Annotated in this window: 17 protein-coding genes; 8 read left to right on the forward strand and 9 right to left on the reverse strand. The window is 58.7% G+C overall.

The window, feature by feature from the left end:
- Nucleotides 1–100: 100 nt before the first annotated feature.
- Nucleotides 101–1540 (reverse strand): isopentenyl-diphosphate Delta-isomerase, encoded by a 1440-nt coding sequence (gene idi / locus ACIQAL_RS20815; RefSeq protein ID WP_401148941.1) that lies wholly within the window; start codon nucleotides 1538–1540, stop codon nucleotides 101–103.
- 178 nt (nucleotides 1541–1718) lie between these two features.
- Between idi and ACIQAL_RS20820 the strand changes: the two genes are divergently transcribed.
- Together ACIQAL_RS20820 and ACIQAL_RS20825 are read left to right on the forward strand one after the other, a co-directional pair.
- Nucleotides 1719–1946 carry a VF530 family DNA-binding protein gene (locus tag ACIQAL_RS20820; RefSeq protein ID WP_166596230.1) on the forward strand — a complete coding sequence of 76 codons (228 nt, stop codon included), beginning with the start codon at nucleotides 1719–1721 and terminating at the stop codon, nucleotides 1944–1946.
- A 34-nt stretch (nucleotides 1947–1980) separates the two neighbouring features.
- The gene (locus tag ACIQAL_RS20825; protein WP_401148944.1) at nucleotides 1981–2628 is read left to right on the forward strand and encodes a Pr6Pr family membrane protein; all 648 of its coding nucleotides are present in this window, start codon (nucleotides 1981–1983) and stop codon (nucleotides 2626–2628) included.
- Between the two features lie 126 nt (nucleotides 2629–2754).
- Here ACIQAL_RS20825 and ACIQAL_RS20830 read toward each other — a convergent pair whose 3' ends face one another.
- From ACIQAL_RS20830 to ACIQAL_RS20845, 4 genes are all read right to left on the reverse strand, one after another.
- A complete protein-coding gene (locus ACIQAL_RS20830; protein WP_401148946.1) occupies nucleotides 2755–3528 on the reverse strand; it encodes a siderophore-interacting protein in 774 nt (257 codons plus the stop codon).
- The gene (locus tag ACIQAL_RS20835) at nucleotides 3525–4118 is read right to left on the reverse strand and encodes a PadR family transcriptional regulator (RefSeq protein WP_401148949.1); all 594 of its coding nucleotides are present in this window, start codon (nucleotides 4116–4118) and stop codon (nucleotides 3525–3527) included. The genes ACIQAL_RS20830 and ACIQAL_RS20835 overlap by 4 nt, the downstream gene beginning before the upstream one ends.
- Before the next feature lie 248 nt (nucleotides 4119–4366).
- Complete coding sequence (locus tag ACIQAL_RS20840; RefSeq protein WP_401148951.1) at nucleotides 4367–7489, reverse strand: transglycosylase domain-containing protein; 3123 nt, start codon at nucleotides 7487–7489, stop codon at nucleotides 4367–4369.
- Between the two features lie 113 nt (nucleotides 7490–7602).
- Nucleotides 7603–8745, reverse strand: coding sequence for an OpgC domain-containing protein (locus tag ACIQAL_RS20845; protein ID WP_401148954.1), 1143 nt, complete (start codon nucleotides 8743–8745; stop codon nucleotides 7603–7605).
- A gap of 312 nt (nucleotides 8746–9057) precedes the next feature.
- Between ACIQAL_RS20845 and ACIQAL_RS20850 the strand changes: the two genes are divergently transcribed.
- Genes ACIQAL_RS20850 through ACIQAL_RS20860 form a run of 3 tightly spaced genes read left to right on the forward strand, consistent with a single transcriptional unit; the run spans nucleotide 9058 to nucleotide 11931 of the window.
- Nucleotides 9058–9429 (forward strand): GtrA family protein, encoded by a 372-nt coding sequence (locus ACIQAL_RS20850; RefSeq protein WP_401148957.1) that lies wholly within the window; start codon nucleotides 9058–9060, stop codon nucleotides 9427–9429.
- Nucleotides 9426–10364 (forward strand): glycosyltransferase family 2 protein, encoded by a 939-nt coding sequence (locus tag ACIQAL_RS20855; protein ID WP_401148959.1) that lies wholly within the window; start codon nucleotides 9426–9428, stop codon nucleotides 10362–10364. The genes ACIQAL_RS20850 and ACIQAL_RS20855 overlap by 4 nt, the downstream gene beginning before the upstream one ends.
- Entirely contained in the window at nucleotides 10357–11931 is a 1575-nt protein-coding gene (locus ACIQAL_RS20860; protein WP_401148962.1) for a hypothetical protein, read from the forward strand. The genes ACIQAL_RS20855 and ACIQAL_RS20860 overlap by 8 nt, the downstream gene beginning before the upstream one ends.
- Nucleotides 11932–11937: 6 nt before the next feature.
- On the opposite strand, the gene ACIQAL_RS20865 is transcribed toward ACIQAL_RS20860, so the two are convergent.
- Together ACIQAL_RS20865 and ACIQAL_RS20870 are read right to left on the reverse strand one after the other, a co-directional pair.
- Complete coding sequence (locus ACIQAL_RS20865; RefSeq protein ID WP_401148964.1) at nucleotides 11938–13548, reverse strand: FMN-binding glutamate synthase family protein; 1611 nt, start codon at nucleotides 13546–13548, stop codon at nucleotides 11938–11940.
- 78 nt (nucleotides 13549–13626) lie between these two features.
- A complete protein-coding gene (locus ACIQAL_RS20870; protein WP_401148967.1) occupies nucleotides 13627–14439 on the reverse strand; it encodes a response regulator transcription factor in 813 nt (270 codons plus the stop codon).
- A 134-nt stretch (nucleotides 14440–14573) separates the two neighbouring features.
- Here ACIQAL_RS20870 and ACIQAL_RS20875 point away from each other — a divergent pair, with 134 nt between their 5' ends.
- Complete coding sequence (locus ACIQAL_RS20875; RefSeq protein ID WP_401148969.1) at nucleotides 14574–15389, forward strand: carbon-nitrogen hydrolase family protein; 816 nt, start codon at nucleotides 14574–14576, stop codon at nucleotides 15387–15389.
- A gap of 128 nt (nucleotides 15390–15517) precedes the next feature.
- Nucleotides 15518–16843 (forward strand): APC family permease, encoded by a 1326-nt coding sequence (locus tag ACIQAL_RS20880; protein ID WP_401148971.1) that lies wholly within the window; start codon nucleotides 15518–15520, stop codon nucleotides 16841–16843.
- Nucleotides 16844–16937: 94 nt separating this feature from the next.
- Here the strand turns inward: ACIQAL_RS20880 and ACIQAL_RS20885 are convergent, their stop codons facing one another.
- On the reverse strand, nucleotides 16938–17303 hold the full coding sequence (locus tag ACIQAL_RS20885) for a hypothetical protein (RefSeq protein ID WP_166596242.1): 366 nt from the start codon (nucleotides 17301–17303) through the stop codon (nucleotides 16938–16940).
- A gap of 200 nt (nucleotides 17304–17503) precedes the next feature.
- Here ACIQAL_RS20885 and ACIQAL_RS20890 point away from each other — a divergent pair, with 200 nt between their 5' ends.
- Nucleotides 17504–17770 carry a type B 50S ribosomal protein L31 gene (locus tag ACIQAL_RS20890; protein ID WP_401148974.1) on the forward strand — a complete coding sequence of 89 codons (267 nt, stop codon included), beginning with the start codon at nucleotides 17504–17506 and terminating at the stop codon, nucleotides 17768–17770.
- Nucleotides 17771–17805: 35 nt separating this feature from the next.
- Here ACIQAL_RS20890 and ACIQAL_RS20895 read toward each other — a convergent pair whose 3' ends face one another.
- Nucleotides 17806–18279, reverse strand: coding sequence for a GNAT family N-acetyltransferase (locus tag ACIQAL_RS20895; RefSeq protein ID WP_401148976.1), 474 nt, complete (start codon nucleotides 18277–18279; stop codon nucleotides 17806–17808).
- Between the last annotated feature and the right edge of the window lie 88 nt (nucleotides 18280–18367).

Raw genomic sequence — 18367 nt, forward strand, 5'->3', positions numbered from 1 at the left:
CCCAGAGATGCCCGCAAAAAAAGCGCCCGCAGGTATTTATCAGGCAACTGACGCCGGTGGATCAAACGCATGAGCCGCGCTACGTCGGCAGGCGTGGGCGTTACTTCCTCGCCGGAGTGAAAAAAGGATTCGAGTGCGCCTTGACCAGCACCAGCAACGCCAGGCCGAGGGTGCACGATACAAAACGGCGAATACCGGTATGTCGTGAAGGGATGCATAGCACGTAACTCAGTGCCTGTTGCAGGTGCTCGTGGGTCGTACCGATGAGTTCATTCAGCGCACGAGCGAAAGCAAAATCGGGCTGCCCGGCCTGCACGGTCGACAACTGAACGCCATGCTTGGCGAACAGGTCTTTGGGGCACCAGCACATACCCCTTTCCCGGTCTTCCCATAGATCCTTGATGATGTTGGCGAGTTGCAGCGCTGCACCAAAGGACACCGACAAGCGAAGCAGCTCGTCACGGCGTGGCAGAAGTGTTGGATCGAAATCGATAAAAAGCTCGGTCAACATTTCGCCGACCGAGCCGGCTACGCAGTAGCAATAGCGATCCAGGTCGTCGCACGTTTCAAGTCCTTCGACGCTCACAACGTCGCAAAACTCATCCATACCCCGCGTTATGATTTCCAGACACGTGAGCAAATGTTTTCGTTGGGCCGGGCTCCATTGGTGATGCACTTCCAGCATCAATGGCATTTGCCGCATCAGTGCGTGTTCGGCCGGAACCGTCTGTTCGGTCAGCAAAGCCGCGACTTCATCCCGCAAACGCCGGGCATCTCCCTGACCTTTCACCGCCGCGACAAACGCAGCCTCGTACGTGCGTATCTGTTGCGGGGAGAGGGCGGGTTCATCTTCAATCGTGTCGGTGATCCGCAGAAGGAGGTAAGCGTAGGTCACCACCCAAGCAAGCGGCGCGGGCAACTGCGGAATCGCCAACGCGTAAGTTTTCGACACACGCATCAGCAGTTTTGCCTGGAGACGAATCAGGTGATCGAAGGTGTACTGCTCAGCGTGTCTTCTCAGCCATTCAGGCCCGAATGGAGTATGGGGACCCTTGATGATCCTGATGATCCAGGGTGTGAACTGCTCCGGTTCCTGTTCCATCCAGGTAAAGAGCCTATCCAGTTCAATCCATTGCCAGTCAGAGGCTTCTTCAGGATTGAGCAACACTTCGCCGCTGTAGCCACCCACGTAGAGATGGTCGAACTCATGCTCGATGAGGTCGTTGGACACAGCGGCGTGATACGTGAAAGTGGCAACTTTCGTTACATCGCAACTGAAGCCCATTTCTTCATCAAGACGTCTTGTCGCGGCCCTATCTGTGCTTTCACCCGCCCGCGGATGGCCGCAACGGGTATTGGTCCAGAGATGGCCCGAGTGGTATTTGCCCTTGGCGCGTCGCTGCAATAACAAACGCCCTTTCATATCGAAAATAAACAGGGAAAAGGCACGGTGGAGCTGGCCTTCACGATGGACCTTAAGTTTTTCACCGTGCCCTGTTTCATGGTCATCGGCGTCCACTAAAATCAGCATTTCTGTCATGGTTTCCGTCCTGGATAGGGTTTTGCCTTGAATATCCCTGTCCGTTGGGACGACAACAGATAGCCGCTCTTTAACGGTAGCTCAATTATCGGCACGATCGCTTCACACCGATTGCCCGCTCCGCTAAGGTGCGCACCTCGCGAACACGTCTCTCCCACCGATGACACATAGGCCCGCCATGACCACACCCAACGACAACCCGCTGCATGGCGTGACGCTGGAGCAGATCCTCAACAGGCTGGTCGAGCATTACGAATGGTCGGGACTGGCGGAGCGAATTGATATCCGTTGCTTTAAAAGCGATCCGAGCATCAAGTCGAGCCTGACGTTTTTGCGCAAGACACCTTGGGCGCGGGAGAAGGTCGAATCCTTGTACGTGAAACTGGCGCGCACCAAACGTTGGTGATCGAGCGCTTTCACCTTCCAGGACCGATCAAAAAATGCACAGCTCCACGTTGCACCTCACGCGCGGTCAGCGTCGTTACGCGACCGTCGCCGCGCTCCTCGGCTGGTTCGCGCTGGCGGTGCAGCTGTACCTGATTCTTTGGGGGCGATGGACCGATCAGGCGAGTCTGATCGGCGGTTTGGTGAAGTTCTTCAGTTTTTTCACCGTGCTGACAAACACGCTGGTGGCGACCGCCTTGACCTGCGCCATCACGGACCGGCATTCAAGCGGGCACCGGTTTTTCAGATCGCCTGCCGTGTGCGCGGGCATCACCACCAGCATTCTCCTGGTGAGCATCGCCTACAACGTGTTGCTGCGGCATTTGTGGAGCCCGGAAGGCTGGCAAAAGCTTGCCGACGAGTTGTTGCACGACGTCATGCCGCTCGCGTTTCTCGGCTATTGGTGGCTGTACGTCAGCAAGGGTGAGTTGCGCCTGAAGCATGTGTTGATGTGGATGCTGTACCCGACGCTGTACTTTGGTTACCTGCTGTTTCGCGGGAACATGTTCGGTGACTACCTCTACCCGTTTCTGGACATTGGCACGTTGGGGATCGAGCGCGCGTTGATCAATGCGTTCGGAGTCTTGGCGGGGTTTGTGGGCATTGGCGGGGTGATTTGGTTGATCGACAGGTCGCGGGCATGAGAACGCCCTGAATCCTGCAGGCCTCCGCGTTGCTCGCGATAGCAGTGCGTCATCCACGATCAACGTGTCAGATACGGCGCTATCGCGAGCGAGTTCACGCTTGCAAGGCTTGTAAAGGGGGGAGGGTTATTCCTCGTCCGACCCTTCCAGACGCCAGTAACCCGCAGCTTTCACCGCCGCTTCATCGAGCTTGAACTCGTCGAGCAACACCCGGCGAACCTTGCGCGACAGAGTCGATTCCGTTGCGACCCAGGCGTATAGATCACCTTCGGGCAGGGTCAGTTGGCGTGTGACCTCAAGCAGGTCTTGCTCGCCCCGTACCACCCAAATCACCTCGACCTGCGCCTTGCTCACCAACGCCTGCCGCTCAGCCTTGTCTTCTATCTCAACCACCACCAGCGCCCGACGATTGCTCGCCAGTTCTTCAAGACGGCGGGCGATGGCGGGGAGGGCGGTTTCGTCGCCGATCAGCAGATAGCTGTCGAACATGTCCGGCACGATCATCGAGCCCCGTGGACCCGCGATGTACAGAAACTGTCCCGCTTCAGCCTGAGCCGCCCAGGTCGCGGCAGGGCCATCGCCGTGCAGCACGAAATCGATGTCCAGCTCGCCCGTTTCGGCGTCGTAACGACGAGGCGTGTAATCGCGCATCGCAGGTCGCGGGCCGTCTGATGCACTTGGTCCGGGAGCGAAGTTGTCCAGCGCCGCCTGTTCTTCCGGCGTCGTCGCGAACAGCAATTTCACATGATCGTCCGTGCCGAGGCTGATGAAACCGGTCAGTTCCGGGCCATGCAGGGTGACACGGCGCATGCGGGGGGTGATGTCGGCGACGCGCAGCACTTGGAGTTTGCGGCGCTTGATTTCGTGGCTGACGCGATGGATCGATTGCGGTGCATTCATACGGATTTCTCCGAAGCAGTGTGGGGCCCATCGGCGACGGCTTTTGCGGTTTCGTTCAACAGGTCGCGCACGCGGATGATTTCTTCCGGGGTCCAGCGACCATGGTGCATTTGCAGGGCGTGACGCAGATTGTGAACAGCCTCGTGAATTTCTGGCGGACGATCGTGCCCACGCAGCGAACGTTTGCTGACCTGGATGCGCATCTTCACGCCGTCGAGGGCGACCGCCTGCTCGACCAGAAACTGCTGGCCGGCTTCGGTGATCCGGTAGCGCTTCTTGCCGCCTTGGGCGTCACCGATGACCCATTCGCTTTCTTCGAAGAAGGTCAGCGTCGGATAAATCACGCCCGGACTCGGGCTGTAGGCGCCATCGAACAGGCCTTCGATCTGGCGGATCAGGTCATAACCGTGGCAGGGCTGATCGGCAATCAACGCCAACAGCAGCAATTTCAGATCGCCCGGGGCAAACACCCGAGGGCCGCGTCCGCCGCGTTCCCGGCCAGTGCGTTGTTCGAATCCATCGCGACCGTCGCCGTGTTCACCGAAGTGAGGGCGATGATGATGGGGGTGGTGGTGTGAGTGGTCTCTCATCGTTTGTCGTCTCTTGTTACGTGTTAGATATACCTTAAGATATATCTTAATGTATCTGCAAGAGGGGTTAAGACGAACGGTTCTCATCTGATTAAAGCTTGCGCTACGAATGGGGTACTGCGAAATGGGCCACCTCTGTAGGAGCGAATTCATTCGCGAGGCGTCCTTATCGTCGATGGAGATGTGTCGGATGTACCGGCCAATCGCGAATAAATTCGCTCCTACAGGGGCCATCCGTGGGCGGGGGCTTAATGGGTGCTCGCCATCTGCGCCGCAGGCGGTGCCTTGCACTGGGTATACGTTCCCGGTTCAAGGTAGCGGTTGAGAATCGGCGCCATGCCCTTGAGCACCTGCACCGGCAAGGCGGAGGTGAATTTGAAGGTCTCGGCGGCGCGTCCCGGCACGTAGGCCGTCAAGGTGCCGAAGTGGTTGTCGCCGATGTAGAACACGAACGTGGCCGTGCGGTTGATCGCCTTCGACGCCAGAATCCGGCCGCCCGAACCAAAGCTTTCGATGCGGTTGTCACCCGTCCCGGTCTTGCCGCCCATGGCCAGTGCCGTGCCATTCTCAGTCTTGAAGCTGCCCGACACGCGCCGTGCAGTCCCGGCATCCACCACCTGCGACAACGCCTCGCGCATGGCCGTCGCCACCTCTGACGGCAACACGCGTTTGCCCAGTTCCGGGTTGTTGTTGAGCAGGGTTTCGTAAGGCGTGTCGGCGGCGAAATGCAGGCTGTCGATACGCAGCACCGGCAGGCGAATGCCGTCGTTCTGAATGATGCCGATCAGCTCCGCCAGCGCGGCCGGACGATCCCCCGAGCTGCCAATCGCGGTGGCCAGCGACGGCACCAAATGGTCGAAGGGGTAGCCCAGTTTTTGCCAGCGCTGATGAATGTCGAGGAACGCTTCGATCTCCAGCATCGTCCGGATACGGCTGTCGCGGGCACTTTTGTGACGGCTCTTGAACAGCCAGCTGTACACCTCTTGGCGCTCGAACCGGCTGGCGGCGACCGCATCCTTGAACTTCGCGTCGGGGTTTTGCAGCAGGTAGCCCACCAGCCACAGATCCAGCGGGTGAACGCGGGCGATATAGCCCTGATCCGGCAGGTCGAACTTGCCCGGTCCGTAGGCGAAATACAGTTCGTCCAGCCGTTTCTCGGTAACGGGTGGCTGAGATTTATCTGCGACGGTGTGAGCACGAACGAAGGCGTTGAACGCACTTTGGCTGGCGTTGGGCAGCAGGTAGCGGTGCACGGCGGCCATGCGACTGGCCGAGGGGTGCACGCCGTCAAGGAAGGTATCGAGGCGGTCTTGCGTGGTTTTGTTTTTGTAGCGTTTCCAGAACCGCAGCAAAAAAGACGTGCCTTCGCGGTCGGCGAAGTCTGCCAGGTATTCCTGACGGCGGGGGTCGCTGTCGTCCTTCATCAATACCGCGCTGTTGTTCGGCCCTTGATAAGTGACGTAGCGCACCACGTCCCGCATCAGCCGAATGAACGGCAAGTTGATCGACTCCCGCAGCGCGTCGCGCAGGGTCGGGTTCCGCTCGTTGTCTTCGCGCCGAAAATTATTGAAGTGATGCATACCGCCGCCCGTGAAGAAATTCTCGCCGGGGCTGGCCGAGTATTTGCGGTCAAGCGCGGCGGCGAGCATTTTCGACAGGTCACGATCCGGGTTCTGCATCAGATAATCCAAGGCCCAGCGGCTTAGTCGATCAGGTTCTTCGACCGGCACTTTCTTAAGCTCGGCGTTGCTCATGCCCGCGTACTTGTCGTGCAGTTCGGTGATGATTTGCAGATAGGTCGTCAGCACGCGCATCTTTGCTGTAGAGCCTAGCTCCAGCTTGCTGCCTTCGTTGATGTCGAACGGCTGATCGGTGCTGTCGGTCTGCACTCGCACCCGCGAGCCATCAAGGTCGCGCTCGAACAGCGTGAAGCTGTAGCGCACGGCTTGCGTGCTGGCCGGGGTCAGCAGATGCTCACCGAGTAACCCCAACTTTGCCGCATATTCCGGGTTGGCAAGGTCACGCAAATATTGGCCGACGCTGGCTTGCAGGTCGTTTTGCAGGGTGCTCGTCGCTGACAGATCGAGGCGATCCAGATCGTACAGCGGACGATTGAGCATGTTGGAAAGACGCGTGCGCGCCACGGTAATGCCCTTGTTGGTTTCGATGGGCTGCACGGTCGGCTGCTGCACCCAATCGCGATAGGTCACGGTGGCATTCAGCGCAGCGTCAGCGAGGGCCTGGTCGATCACTTTGTTCTGCGCCAGCAGACGGATATGGCTGTCGGTCAGGTCGGCCAATTCCTTGCGACCCTTGGCCAGATAATGCGAAGGCCTGCGTTGCGCGATCACCAAAGACAGCACTTCACGCAGGGCCAAGCCCTGCGCGGCGAGGGTCTTCGCGTCTTTGGCGGGGGAAGCCAGCAGTGTGTTGGTGCGGTCAAAATCGGCGTCGTACCAGACGCGCAGTCCCTCGGCCATGCCATGCACTTCGCCATGCCCCGGAACAGCGGACAGCGGCACGCTGTTGAGGTAGTCACGGACCACACGCTGGCGGGCTGCCAGCGTTTCCGAACCTGGCTGATAGGCGCGAACGCTGGCAGAGACCATCTGACGAATCTTTTCGCCGCCCGACTGGGTCAGGCCATCCGGCGAGTGGCGGTATTTTTCCAGTTGCGTGGCCAGCGTACTCCCCCCCGCCGACTGGCCTGGCAATCCGACTATCTTCGCCACTTGCGACACGGCGGCCTTGAGGAAGCGCGGCCAGTCCACGGCAGGGTTGGCGAGGGGCTGCCGAGGGTCGAGCAGGTCGCGGTTTTCGATGAACAGCAGACTATTGACCACCACCGGTGGGATCGACGCGAAAGTCGGGTACAGCTGTTGGGGGTAGGTGAACTGATACAGCGCATCGCCTCGGCAGTCGGCGATGGTCAGGCCGGATTGGCTTTTTTCTTCGTAAGGCACGAAAAAGCCGCGTTTGGCGTAGGCGAGCAGATCAGGGGAAAATTGCGACTGTTCCGTGATGCGGTAATCGCGCTTGAGCAGTTTGGGCAGGAATTCGCCCAGCGATGAATAGCCCAGGCGTTTGTCGAACGGGCCGTCGCCGGGATAGAGAATCGCATCGCTGGCGCCAGGCTCAACCGTGTATTTGAGGTCGTGGGCCAACCGGGTGAACTCTCGCGCCTGAAGCCTCGAACTGCGCACTTCCGAAGCGACGGCAAATCCCAGGATCACCAATCCCGCCAGCAACAGAAGCAACAGCACTCGCCACACATGACGCCAGTGGCTCGGGCGTGTTGGTTCTGGAACGTTCCCCTGACTGTCAGCCGTGACTGCAGCCTTCTTCGCATCGGAATGCCATAAAGCGCCCATATCGCTGGCCCGGTTAAACCTGTTAATCGCACCTGACTACAAGCTTAGACGCTGGGCGGGGAGGGGGCGGAATTTGTAAACGGGCGTGTATCTGATCCTACGCACGCCCGAAGTCAGACCCCCGCCACCTGAGGCACTTTCGGAGTGCCCAGGCGCTTGTTCAGTTCCAGCCAGTTGGACAGCAACAGCATCAGGCCCAACCCCACCCATGCAGTGATCACGCGCATCTGCCAGACGTCACCGGCCAGGGCGTTGATGCCGTCAGCCAACGGCGCGAGGAGTACGCCCAGGCAGAAGATTTCCAGTGAGTAGCGGCCCATGCGGCAGGTTTGTTGGGCGGGCCAGTTGTTCAGCCAGGCCTGCGAGGACGGCAGCGCTTTCGCCACGACGTACACCAGCGCGACGAAGTGCAGCAAACGCAGGGGCGACAGGTCGGTTTTGCTGATCGGGTAGATAAGGTCGGTAAAGGCCTTGGGCAGCAGAGCGTCGTGAATCACGGGAAACTTCCACAGAAAGGTGATGGTGCCAGCGATCAGCAGGTAGACCCCTGCGATCAGAAACAGCGGCTGACGCCAGAGTGGGCGCGGTTGAAGGGCAGGGGTCGACGGCCGCTGCGTGTACATCGCAAACGCGCCGCCAAGGACGAAAATCAGTTGCCACGCCACGGGGTTGAAGTACCAGTAACCGCCGCCCTCGTAAGCGCGCAGGTTCCACCCGAACAGCGGCACCATCATGTACAGGGCAATCGACAGGCCGACCGCGACAGCTGCATTGCGCAGCATGATCGGCAACACCAGCGGCAATGTGCCCATCAGCAGGATGTACAGCGGCAAGGGGTCGGTCAGGTTGGGTTTGAAGCGCAGCAGCAGTTCGTCCGCCAAGGCCTGCTGAGGGTTGCTGACGAAATACTCAAGCCCCATCTCGCGCACCATGTCACGGGTGTCGACATGGTTGTTGGCGACGAAGACGATCCCCATCAGCAGCGTCAGCAGAAAGATATGCGCCACGTACAACACCCACGTTCGGCGCAAGATGCGGATGCACGCGACCACGTAACCGTCACGCTGAGCGACTTTTCCATAGGCCAGCACAGCGGCGTAACCCGCCAGAAAAACGAAGACCTCCGCCGCATCGCTGAAGCCGAAGTTGCGCAGGGTCAATTGCGCGAAGGGGTTTTCCGGTACGTGATCCCAAAAAATGAAGATCAGCGCCAGACCTCGAAAGAAGTCGATTCGATGGTCGCGTCCGTTCGTCATGACGGTGAGCTCTTTGAAAGTCTGTTTAAAGAAGAGGGCCATGCCTGGCCTTGGTTCCGCACCGCCAGTGGGGGCTGATCGGCGGCGCGCAGGGTGGCGCTTTCGGGCATGAAATGCAAAGGGCGGGTATTACAGAATGTTTTCAGCACAGCTCAGACGAAGGACCAGAGCGCCTGGCCCCAAAACATGAACCCGACCACCGGTCATGCGGCTGACCGCCGCAGAAGCTTCACTTGAGAAACGGAGGTTCATGACTCGCAGCCGGTGCGGGTCTGCAGTGGCCAGGACGGTATCGAACACGGACGGCCGATCATGACGACACTGCACGGGATGGCACGCTATTGCTTGGTCGGGACAATCAATACGGGCGTTCACGCCTTGATTTTTATGATCTGCCACTCGCTTTGGGGCATGACGCAGACCCGCAGCAATCTGGTCGGGTTTCTTGCCGCCGTTACGATGTCCTTTCTCCTCAACGCCCGCTTCACCTTCGACAGCTACCGCTCATGGCGCCGTTATTGGCTGTACTGCGCATTCATGGGCGTCGTGAGTCTGAGCATCGGCGCTTTGGGCGATGGGTTGGCATGGGCACCGGTGGTGACGCTGGTCGTGTTCTGTGCCGTGAGCCTGGTGTTGGGGTATACCTTCGCGCGCCACGTGGTGTTCCAGGACCGCATCCTGTGAACGTCTCGCTGGTGGTGCCGCTGTACAACGAGGAACGTTCCATCGGCCTGTTTTACCAGACGGTCCGCGAGGATGTGCAACTGCGGCGTTGGACGGTCGAAATCGTGTTCATCGACGACGGCAGCCAGGATCAGACAAACCGGATCGCGAAGCGCATTGCCCAGCGCGACCCTCTCGTCGTGCTGCTGACGTTGTCGCGCAACTTCGGCAAAGAGGCGGCGATGTTCGCAGGCATCGAACACGCCACGGGCGACGCAGTGATTCCGGTAGACGTCGATCTTCAGGACCCGATCAGCGTCATCGCTCAACTGATCGAAGCGTGGGGTGACGGCGCGGAAGTGGTCCTCGCCAAACGTCGGCATCGCAGCACGGACAGCGTTTTCAAACGCTGCTCTGCGGCGCTGTTCTACAAAATTCTGCGTCGAATTTCAGCGACGCGAATCGATGAAAATGTAGGTGATTTCAGGCTGCTGGATCGCAAAGTCGTCGAGGTCATCAAAGGCATGCCCGAACAGCAGATGTTCATGAAAGGCCTGTTGTCATGGGCCGGATTCGATACGGTTACAGTCGAATACGATCGCGCGCCAAGGGCCGCAGGCAGCAGCACGTTCAATGTCTGGAAGCTGTGGAATCTGGCGTTGGATGGCATCACGTCGTTTAGCACGGTCCCGTTGCGCGTGTGGACCTATCTGGGCTGCGTCATCTCGCTGGTCACCTTGGGGTATGCGCTGTACCTGATCCTGAATTTCGCCCTCAAAGGCAATCCAGTGCCTGGGTATTCCTCGCTGATGGTGTCGATCCTTTTTCTCGGCGGTGTACAACTGATCGGCATCGGCATTATGGGCGAGTACATCGGCAGGATTTACCTGGAGAGCAAGCATCGGCCGCGGTATGTGGTGAAGCAGATCATCAGGCATGAGGACGCAAATGGATGACGGCGTCGTGGTGAGACGTTCCGACTCCAGCGACCTGCGCGACGCCTGCCTGTGGGGGGTGATTTTGATTGCCGCTGCAGCAGTGCGCCTGTATCAGCTGGACTGGGCTGCGCTCTGGTATGACGAAGCGTTCAGCAGGGTGATGAGCACGCATTCGCTGGGCGAACTCTGGTCGATTTCGGTCTCTGACGTGCACCCCCCGCTTTACTATCTCGTGCTCAAGGGATGGATCGCGTTGTTGGGCGACGGCCTGATTGCCATGCGTGGCTTGAACGCTTTCGCGAGTGTGCTGACGGTGGGCATGGGGATGTGGCTGACCCGTCTGGTGAGCACTCGTCGCGCTGCAGTTTTCGCCGGGATTCTGCTCGTCATGCTTCCCATCGCGGTCCGATACAGTCATGAAGTTCGCATGTATGCGCTGTTAGCCGTGTGGATGACGGGGGCGACGATCGCACTGGTGTACTGGATGAAAGCGCCGTCGCGGTACATGCCTCTGGTGATTTACGCGCTATTGATTACGGCCGGGCTATACACCCATTACTTTGCGATTCTCGGCGTACTGTCGCATTGGTTGTGCTTGCTGGCCATGCGCCCTATGCCCAATGAGACAGCCCCTCGACTCATTCTGCGGCCGGCATGGTGGCTAGCCAATTTGACGATTGCGTTGTTGTTTCTGCCCTGGCTTCCAGTGTTCGTTGCTCAACTCGGTCAGTCCAGCAATCTTGGCTGGATTCATCCCGTCACGCTGTCGGCAATCCCGTCGGCGCTCTGGCAGTACCTGACGCTGGTGAATGGCGCGCAGTGGCCTGCTCTGGCCCGCTGGGCGCCGGTGCCGGTGCTGGCAGGTATCTGCATCTTCTGTTTGCTGCGCGATACGCGGCCCGAACGCCTGAGCTTGCTGTTGGTGATCTACCTGTGGGCGCCACTGCTGGTGATTTTCGTCGTGTCATGGCAGTTGCCACTGTTCGTCGCCCGTTACTTTTTGTTTTCAGCGCTCGCATTGCCCATTGTCGTGGGAATTGCGCTGGACGACGTGGCCCGCACACGGACGGGGCTGGCGGTGATCGGGTGCCTCATATTGATCGGCATTGAGGCGTTCGGCATGCGCAACTTGTACGGGGAGTACGACACCACCAACGCCGACGGCCATGAGACTCAAGAGCGTATCAACCTGATCGCCGAATGGATCGACCACCGCTACCAGCCGACTGATCAAGTCGTTGTCTTGAATTACTTTTGGTATCCAAGCCTTGTTTACTACAGCCGTCACGCCGGTAAACCGTTGCTGTATGCGCCTCGGGTACAGGGAAGCGGAGCGGAGTGCGTGGTGTATTGCCGGTTCAAGGCGCCTTACGCTTCCGGCCAGGACGATTTCTATCTCGAAAGCCTCAGTCACCTTCCGGCAGGCACCGCTCGTGTCTGGCTGGTGGATGGCGCTGATGCCACCGATTTTCAGCTGACGCTTCCCTGTCAATGGCGATGGGCGGACACCCAGATCAGAGGCGATAACCGGCTGCGGCTCTACGACGTCAGGCAGGGTGGCTCAAGACCCTGTCCGACGCCTTGAGCGGTTTTAGATCTCGTTCGCCTCGAAGCTGTCTGGCCTTGCCATGCGCCACATGCGGGAATAGAAGCTGTCGTCGACGATGCCGTTAAGCAGCTGGCCCGGTTTCAGGAACACGTGAGATTCGGAGAACAATTTCACTTCCGTGGCGGACTGGCGGCGAACCAGGTGTCTGGCTTCCAGTTGCGACGGCGAGTCCAGCCCCGCAGCGGCGATCATCTCCGCCAAAGCGTGCAGGGTGCTGCGGTGGAAGTTGTAAACGCGCTGCGCCTTGTCGGGCACGACGAGGGCACGCTGGCGCAGCGGGTCTTGGGTCGCGACCCCGGTTGGGCACTTGTTGGTGTGGCAGCTTTGGGACTGAATACAGCCGATGGCGAACATGAACCCCCGCGCCGAGTTGGCCCAGTCAGCGCCGATGGACAACACGCTGGCGATGTCGAAGGCGCTGACGATCTTGCCGCTGGCGCCGAGCTTGATCTTGTCCCGCAGGTTCAGGCCCACCAGCGTGTTATGCACGAACAGCAGCCCTTCGCGCATCGGCACGCCCATGTGGTCGGTGAATTCCACCGGTGCCGCGCCTGTCCCGCCTTCCGTACCGTCGACGACGATGAAGTCAGGGAGGATGCCGGTTTCCAGCATCGCTTTGGCAATGCCCATGAATTCCCACGGATGGCCCAGGCAGAACTTGAATCCCACCGGTTTGCCGCCTGACAGCTCACGCAATTGAGCGATGAATTGCATCATCTCGAACGGGGTGGAAAACGCGCTGTGGCGCGACGGGGAGATGCAGTCTTCGCCCATGGGAATGCCGCGGGTGTCGGCGATTTCTCGGGTGACCTTGTGTTTCGGCAAGATGCCGCCGTGGCCCGGTTTCGCGCCTTGGCTCATCTTGATTTCGATCATCCGTACCTGCGGGTCCTGTGCTTGTTTGGCGAACTTCTCGGGGTCGAAGCGACCATCCTCCGTGCGGCAGCCGAAATAGCCGCTGCCCAGCTCCCACGTCAGGTCGCCACCGTTTTCACGGTGATACGGGCTGATGCTGCCCTCGCCTGTGTCGTGGGCGAAGTTGCCCAGCTTGGCGCCTTTGTTCAGCGCGCGAATGGCGTTGGCGCTGAGCGAACCGAAGCTCATCGCGGAGATGTTGAAAATCGACGCCGAGTACGGCTGCGTGCACTGCGGGCCGCCCACCGTGACACGGAACTGGTTCGGATCGGATAAGGGTGCGGGGCGCATGGAGTGGCTGATGAACTCGAAACCCGGCTGGTACACGTCGATCAGCGTGCCGAACGGCTTGTCTGCCGATTCGTTCTTGGCGCGGGCGTAAACCAGTGAGCGTTGTGCGCGGGAAAAGGGCAGGGCGTCGCTGTCGGACTCCAGCAGATACTGGCGAATTTCCGGGCGAATGGTTTCAACGGCATAGCGGATATTGCCCAGGATCGGGTAATTGCGACGGACCGAGTGCGGCACCTGAATCAGGTCAAAAATACCGACCAGGCTGAGCAACGCGGTGACGAGGGTGAAGGGCCACAGCCATTCGTGATGCAGGAATGGGAGACTCAAAAGTGTAAACAGCACGCAGCCGACAAAAAAAGCGTAACGGCTTAGAAGGGACAGGCTCATAGGCGATCCTTTAGGTCTTTCCACGGTGATTGGGGTAGCGCTGTACCGCGCCTTCGTTCGGCAAGACTTTGCTTTGCTTCAAGCGCTTTGGGCCTGAAGGAAAATCGAAAACAGCTCGGATTGCGATTTGATCCCCAGTTTGCTGTAGATATGTTTCTTGTGTACGCGCACGGTTTCGGCGGATATATCCAATTTGCGCGCAATTTCCTTGCTGGAGCAGCCGCTGAGCATCAGGCGCCCCACATCCAGTTCCCGGGCCGTCAATTGCGCGCCCCGGCTCTGTAGGACCGACGCTTCCAACTGCGTGCGCCAGTCAGTGACTGGCAGTTGCGCGGCAGGTGGTTCGTGGTCCGACACCGGCTCTGTCAACTCCAAAGGCAGCCGTTGACGCAGCAGCGCAATGACCCACGGCTGAATCATCGACAGCAGGGCGATCTGTTCGGCGCTGAAGCGTTGCTTCGAACCGAGAGACAGGCAAAGGGTGCGGTCGCCATCGAGCTGGCAGTTGAACTGGATCTCGTCGGCCACGACGTTCAAGCGAAAATAGCGCTGGTAATACTCGGTCAACTCGAAGTGTTCAGGCGCCACCTCGGCCAGGCGAAACAGGCCGCTTTGCGAGCGCTCGCGGCTGGCGATGTAGAAGGGGTCGAGCAGGTACAAACCTTTGAGGTAGTCCTGAAACAACTGGTCGGGGCTGCCGTCCTCGCCGGGGGATTCGGCAAAGACCAGAGGCCGTTGGCCAGCGCTGAATTGCAGCACTACCCAACTATCGAAACTGACGTATTGATCGAGCAGGCGCACCAGTTGCGCCCAGAAATTCGGCCGGTCCAGCGCTTCGATCAACTGCGCGACGGAGCGATGCCAGGCGATGTCCTGAAGTGCGATGGTCATTGAACTACCCCTATTGGGTTACTACAGCTGCGTAATACCCCGTAACACATGCTGATGCGCATACTGCCCGCAGAGCCAATGATCAGGCCAGCATTTTTCGCCGGATCGGCAGCGTGACTCGATAAGGAGAACCCATGAAGGTCGAATTTGCCCAATTGTCGGGCCGGGACAGTGACACAGCCCATAACTTGCAACGTGCCCTTGCAGCGATAAACGCTTGCGATCCGGACACCCAACTGGTGGTGTTTCCAGAGACGTACCTGATGGGTTTTCCCACCGTGGATACGGTGGCTGTCGTTGCTGAACCGGTGAGCGGTCCGACCGTGCAAGCGGTGCAGGATGCCGCCCGCGCCCGAAATATCGCGGTTGCCATTGGCTTTGCAGAAAACGATGAAGGCCGGTTCTACAACACCACCTTGCTGATCACGCCCGAGGGAATCGCGCTTCGCTATCGCAAGACCCACTTATGGCCGTCCGAGCGCAATGTGTTCCTTCCGGGCGACCGTTACGCCACCTGTGAGTGGAACGGCGTGCGCGTAGGACTGCTGATTTGCTACGACATCGAGTTCCCGGAAACGGCACGGGCTCTGGCCCAATTGGGCGTTGATCTCCTGATCGTCACCAACGGCAACATGGACCCTTACGGTCCTGTCCACCGCACCGCCATCATGGCGCGGGCGCAGGAGAATCAGACGCTGGCAATTATGGTCAACCGCGTAGAAGCGGGTACGGGCAGTCTGGTGTTCGCGGGTGGAAGTGCGTTGGTCAACCCCTTCGGCACGCTTCTGCATGAAGCTGGGCGTGAAGAATCCCAATTCAGTCTTGAACTCGACTTCAGCCAACTGCAGGCGGCGCGTCAGGACTATCGGTACCTGGATGATCAGCGCATACGCCTTCCTGGCGACGTGATCGAGCATGCCAACGGTCTACGGGAGCTCTTGATCCCCTGAGCCTGGCTTCAATCGTTCATCGCTCTCACTCCGAGGTGAGAGCGATGAGTGTCCACCGATAAAAATAACGTTTTTGTTCCGCCGAAGTTTTCTCTGCCATAAAACCAATAATCCCGGAGTAACAGCTCATGGCTCGTCTGCAACGCACTCTCTCATTGGGGGCGGTGGTGCTTTTTGGCATCGCCTACATGACCCCTACCGTCGTTCTGGCAACATTCGGCATTCTCGCCACATCAACCAACGGCATGGTGCCGGCAGCTTATCTGGCCGCGTTGATTCCGATGTTTTTTACCGCCTTGAGCTATGGCCACATGGCCGCTGCGTATCCAGTGGCGGGATCAGCCTATAGCTACGTGCGAAAGGCCATCAGTCCCAAACTGGGCTTCCTCGCTGGCTGGGCCGTTCTGCTCGATTATCTCTTCCTTCCGATGGCGATTTGGCTCATCGGCGCCGCTTACCTGGGGTCTGCGTTTCCGTCAGTGCCTCAGGCGGTCTGGGTACTCGCCTTCATTATCATCACCAGCGTCATCAACATCGTTGGCTTGAAGTTGGCCAATAAAGTCAGCGCGTTGTTGATGCTCATCCAGATGCTGGTGTTGGTAGCGTTTGTGGTGCTGTGCATTCACTACATCGCCGGAGACGCGAGTACGCCTCTTTGGACATTGTCCCCATTTATCTCGGGGGACATGAAGTTGCCCCTGATCATGGGCGGGTCGGCCATTGCCTGTTACTCCTTCCTGGGCTTCGACGCCGTGAGTACGCTCACCGAAGAAACCAAAGACCCGGTTCGCACCATTCCCCGGGCCATCATGCTCATCACGCTGATTGGTGGCTTGATCTTCATCGTCGTTTCTTACTTCGTACAACTGGCGCATCCCTCCATCGTGTTCGAAAACTCGGACTCAGCGGCCTACGAGATCGCGAAGAACATCGGCGGTGACCTCTTCGTCAGCTTCTTCATGATTGGCATGGTGGTTGGACAGTTCGCGTCGGGCCTGGCTGCTCAGGCGAGCGGATCGCGGTTGCTGTACGCGATGGGCCGGGACGGCGTGCTCTCGACTTCTTTCTTTGGCCGCGTCAGTGAGCGCTTCGGCACACCGGTCAACAGCATCGTGTTGTGTGGCGTGGTGGCGCTGATGGCGCTGAAACTGGACGTAACGACATCCACTTCCTTCATCAACTTTGGCGCTTTTCTGGCTTTCACACTCGTCAACGTATCGGTGATCTTCCACTACTGGATCGGCGCCAAGAACCGCGGTTTACGTGAGTTCGTGCTGTTTTTAATTTTTCCACTCATCGGTGCGGTGGCGTGTCTTTGGCTGATGGTCAGCCTGGATAAGATGGCGCTTATCCTGGGCCTGAGCTGGCTGGCGCTGGGTTGCATCTACCTGGCGTGGCTCACAGGCGGTTTCCGCCGTCAGCCGCCCGAGATGGACTTTCAGGAAGCGGCATGATTTAGGCAAGGCGCGCTGCAATGGCGCGCCTCGTTGCTTTCAATGTCTCCTCTGCGGGTTATAGGCGTGACGAGTGGGATAAGCTCGAACGCGATTACTGAGGATCAGGCTGTGCCATACGATCCTGAATTTCGCTGATCATCGCGTAGATTTCTTCTCTCCCTTCTTCGGTGCAGCTGCGTATCTCTTGCAAGACTTCCTGCTCCTGAAGGGACAGCATGATGTAGTTCAGCCTGCAGACTTCTCTCGCGAACGCATCCCTTCCGTCCACCGGACGCGTTTCATCAGACGCGTCGTGAAGCGCTTCGACCAGTGGCTCCAGCTTGTCAGCCAGCACCTTGCTGTCGATCGGGCCATCGGCATCATGAATAAAGCGCTCCAGATAATTCAGCGCGCTTCGTGCATCGATCAGCCGCATGTGGCCGGGAAGGGACAGTTCATAGCGATCAATCATGGGCATTACACAACCTCCTGGTAACTCATCTATTCCATTCCCGAGGCAGTATCGGGGCGGTGCTTTTGACAGCGGCGCGAACCTTAGCGGCACTGGCGGCCTCAGCAAAGACGAAAGTTGTAACCGTTACAAAAAAGTTGCGATTGAACTTTTGGTAATTGTTACTGTATAACGTATTACATGATCACTTACATTTGGAGAGCGCCATGAAGCCGAACATTCACCCCGAGTACCGTCAGGTCCTGTTCCACGACACCGCTGCCGACGTGTTTTTCTTGATCGGTTCCACGGTCGACACTGACCGCACGCAGAAGCACAGCGACGGTAACATTTACCCGTATGTCGCTCTGGACGTGTCCAGCGCTTCGCACCCGATGTACACCGGGCAGACGCGTAAAACCACGACGGAAGGCCGTATCGCAGGCTTTAATAAGCGTTTCGGCACCATCAGTTCCGGCGCGAAAAAAGATTGATGACCGTAGTACCTCTCGTGCGTTGGGCGTCAGAATTATCTGACGCCTGACCCGCGGGATTCCTTTGGCTTGCGCATCCGCAACATCGGATAAGGGCGTCCCAGCCCATCCACTTCCGAGCGTCCTACGACCTCGAATCCCTGCTTCTCATAAAACCCCAACGCTTGCGGATTCTGTTCGTTCACGTCGAGTTCAGTCACCTGAAAATGCTCGATGGCGTAATCCAGCAGCTTTTTGCCCAGCCCCATCCCTCGATACTCCGGCGCAATGAACAGCATCTCCAGCTTGCCGGGGGTGGTGCCGCCAAAGCCGGTGATGTGCAACTGGGAGTCGCGGGTGCAGAACAGGTTCACGGCGTCCAGGTACTGGGTCTCCAGAAGATTCCTGAGCAGCGTGATGTAATTTTCCGGCAGAAAATCATGGGTGGCGCGAACCGAAGCTTCCCAGACGCGGGTCAATTCGGCGTAGTCGTGCTTTTTCGGCAGGTAAATGACCGAGTGGTGGGTCATGTTGCCTCTTCTCCTCTTCTTGTCGTTTTCCTGATGTGGTGACGATAGCCAGAAAAAACAAACCCCGCCGTTTGAAGGGCGGGGTTGT

Origin of the sequence: Pseudomonas sp. NPDC088368, assembly GCF_044753445.1 — a bacterium.
GTDB lineage: Bacteria > Pseudomonadota > Gammaproteobacteria > Pseudomonadales > Pseudomonadaceae > Aquipseudomonas > Aquipseudomonas bambusae.

Bases quoted from the DNA above. Each gene is read 5' to 3' on its own strand.
- idi (WP_401148941.1), bottom strand. From the start codon at position 1,540: ATGACAGAAATGCTGATTTTAGTGGACGCCGATGACCATGAAACAGGG.
- ACIQAL_RS20820 (WP_166596230.1), top strand. From the start codon at position 1,719: ATGACCACACCCAACGACAACCCGCTGCATGGCGTGACGCTGGAGCAG.
- ACIQAL_RS20825 (WP_401148944.1), top strand. From the start codon at position 1,981: ATGCACAGCTCCACGTTGCACCTCACGCGCGGTCAGCGTCGTTACGCG.
- ACIQAL_RS20830 (WP_401148946.1), bottom strand. From the start codon at position 3,528: ATGAATGCACCGCAATCGATCCATCGCGTCAGCCACGAAATCAAGCGC.
- ACIQAL_RS20835 (WP_401148949.1), bottom strand. From the start codon at position 4,118: ATGAGAGACCACTCACACCACCACCCCCATCATCATCGCCCTCACTTC.
- ACIQAL_RS20840 (WP_401148951.1), bottom strand. From the start codon at position 7,489: ATGGGCGCTTTATGGCATTCCGATGCGAAGAAGGCTGCAGTCACGGCT.
- ACIQAL_RS20845 (WP_401148954.1), bottom strand. From the start codon at position 8,745: ATGACGAACGGACGCGACCATCGAATCGACTTCTTTCGAGGTCTGGCG.
- ACIQAL_RS20850 (WP_401148957.1), top strand. From the start codon at position 9,058: ATGACGACACTGCACGGGATGGCACGCTATTGCTTGGTCGGGACAATC.
- ACIQAL_RS20860 (WP_401148962.1), top strand. From the start codon at position 10,357: ATGGATGACGGCGTCGTGGTGAGACGTTCCGACTCCAGCGACCTGCGC.
- ACIQAL_RS20865 (WP_401148964.1), bottom strand. From the start codon at position 13,548: ATGAGCCTGTCCCTTCTAAGCCGTTACGCTTTTTTTGTCGGCTGCGTG.
- ACIQAL_RS20870 (WP_401148967.1), bottom strand. From the start codon at position 14,439: ATGACCATCGCACTTCAGGACATCGCCTGGCATCGCTCCGTCGCGCAG.
- ACIQAL_RS20875 (WP_401148969.1), top strand. From the start codon at position 14,574: ATGAAGGTCGAATTTGCCCAATTGTCGGGCCGGGACAGTGACACAGCC.
- ACIQAL_RS20880 (WP_401148971.1), top strand. From the start codon at position 15,518: ATGGCTCGTCTGCAACGCACTCTCTCATTGGGGGCGGTGGTGCTTTTT.
- ACIQAL_RS20885 (WP_166596242.1), bottom strand. From the start codon at position 17,303: ATGCCCATGATTGATCGCTATGAACTGTCCCTTCCCGGCCACATGCGG.
- ACIQAL_RS20890 (WP_401148974.1), top strand. From the start codon at position 17,504: ATGAAGCCGAACATTCACCCCGAGTACCGTCAGGTCCTGTTCCACGAC.
- ACIQAL_RS20895 (WP_401148976.1), bottom strand. From the start codon at position 18,279: ATGACCCACCACTCGGTCATTTACCTGCCGAAAAAGCACGACTACGCC.